The organism is Sulfurimonas sp. (assembly GCF_027056685.1).
Taxonomy (GTDB): Bacteria; Campylobacterota; Campylobacteria; order Campylobacterales; family Sulfurimonadaceae; genus Sulfurimonas.
This window is the reverse complement of sequence record NZ_JALUKE010000202.1, coordinates 1-2,295: the sequence shown is the minus strand read 5'-3', so window position 1 is coordinate 2,295 and position 2,295 is coordinate 1. Positions and strand designations below refer to the sequence as shown.

Below are 2,295 nucleotides of genomic sequence, written 5' to 3'. Positions count from 1 at the left end.
GAGGTGATGGACGATATAAGAGAGCCACTTGGGATGAAGCATATGAGTACATCAAAGAGAAGTTAGTCAAAATTATAGATGAGCAAAAAGACAACCGTTCTACTGTCGCATACTGTAATGGAGAGGGCTTTAACAAAGATGAATACATCAAATTTTTTGGCTCAAAACTAGGAAGTGCAAACTTTTTAGATGAAGGGAGCATCTGTTTAAATACAAAACTAGGAGCTACACAACTCACCATCGGTGATGTGGGTGAAATGGATGTTGCAGGGAGTGACTATATGATTATTAGTGGTGCAAACAGATATGAATCACTCATCACCCCTGATAGTGTTGATATGATTCACTCCAAACAAAAACTTGTTGTGCTTGACCCTCGTTGCACTGTAACTGCCACAAAAGCAGATGAGTATTTGCCACTCTACCCTGGAACTGATTTGGCGTTTTGTTTGAGTATGATGTATATTGCGTTTAAAGAAGAACTTTATGATAAAAAATATATCAAAGAGTATTTTGATGATTTTGAAAAATTAAAATCACATATACTCCATGAAAAATATACTTCTAAATGGGCAGAGAGTAAAACACATATTCCAGCAAATAAGATAGAGCAAATAACAAGAGAATTTTTTGCAGCATCAAATCCACTTTATTACTTAGGTCGTAGAAGTGTTTGGAGTCAAAACGATTTTCAGCTTCGCCGTGCGATGGTACTTATAAATGCACTAGCAGGGAGTATAAATAGAAAAGGTGGCATTATTTTTGGACAAGCGATTAAGCTTGATAAAGAGGAGATAAATGAACCAATCTATGACAATGCTCAAGGCAGATTTGATTTAGATGGCATAGTCTATGGTTCACAAAAAGGTGGAAGTTGGTTAAATTTTCGTCAAAAAGTGCTTGATAAAACGGCACCCTATCCTGTAAAAGCAATGTTTATAAGAAAGCATAACCTTATGCAAAATATGCCAAATATTTCAAAAACAAAAAAAATGCTTGAGATTCTGGATTTAGTCGTTGTGCTTGATACTATGCCAAGCGATACTGCAATGATGGCAGATGTGATTTTACCGGAGTGTACCTACTTGGAGCGTGAAGATATGGTCGTAAGTTTTAACAGACTTGAGCCCTCTTTAGCCCTGCGAAACCAAGTGATAGAGCCACTCTATGAGAGTAGAAGTATGCAGGACATTTTAAAAGGATTAGGAAAAAAACTTTCAGTTCCTTTATTTCATGTAAGTACCAAATATGATGAAGATCTACAAGATAGCATAAAAGAGGATGGTTTGCACAAAACATTTGTAGATGGTGGCTATGATATGACAGAACTCTACGGCTACACTACAACACAAAGAAACAAAAGACTCATCACTAAACAGTTTGGTAAAAAAGTGTATGAATCACTTAAAGAAAAGGGCGTTTGGTACCCTTATATGGATGAACAAAAAGAGCTCTTTAATGATTTTTATGAGTATTACCCTCCAAACAAAAGATTCTATACAGTAGATAAAAAATACAGAGTCAATGCATACCTTAAAAAGTTAGAAAAAGCGGGATTTGATGCTATGCCAACATGGCATAAGCTTTATGATTTCAATTTACACGAAGATGAATTTCGTGTCATAACAGGACGATATGTCACAACAACTCAAAGTGCAACGGCAAACAATGTTATGCTAAAAGATTTTGAGCAAGAGAATTATTTGTGGATAAATAACAATGATGCAAAAAGACTAGATATAGAAAGAGGAGATAGTGTTGTTGTTATGAGTAGTGTCTCTAGCATAGTCATCAAAGCTAATCCAACAAATAAAATAGCACCAAATGTCCTTTGGATTCCACATGGATTTGGTATAGATTCACAAGAGATGACAAATGCCTATGCAAAAGGTGCAAGTGATAATATGATAATTGAAGATAAATTTGAAAAGATCTATGGCTGTGCAACAATGCATGAGACAAATGTAACATTAAGGAAATTGTAATGGCAAACTATGGGATGGCGTTTGACTATAAACTCTGCATAAACTGCCACGCTTGCGAAGTGGCTTGCAAAGAGGAAAATGGTATAGATTTAGGTGCAAAAAATCATCGCCTTTGGATTCAAGAAGATGCAGAGGTTTCTGGAGATTTTTGGAATCTTGATAGAGATAAAGTAGAGTTTATGCAGATGCAGTGCCAAGAGTGTCAAGATGCTCCATGTATGGCAGCATGCCCAAATGGAGCAATTTATAGAGATGACAATGGAATTGTCAGACTCCATAAAGATTTATGTGATTTAACAAGGGCTTGTAT

At 35.9% G+C, this 2,295-nt stretch carries 2 protein-coding genes; both read left to right on the top strand.

Annotation, left to right across the window (positions count from 1 at the left end; all coding sequences use genetic code 11):
- Nucleotides 1-1,985: molybdopterin-dependent oxidoreductase (locus MVY38_RS08920; RefSeq protein ID WP_297485373.1), on the top strand; the 1,985-nt coding region annotated here is incomplete at its 5' end.
- The coding region (locus tag MVY38_RS08915; protein ID WP_297485371.1) for a 4Fe-4S dicluster domain-containing protein at nucleotides 1,985-2,295 on the top strand (311 nt) is incomplete at its 3' end. The genes MVY38_RS08920 and MVY38_RS08915, both read left to right, overlap by 1 nt.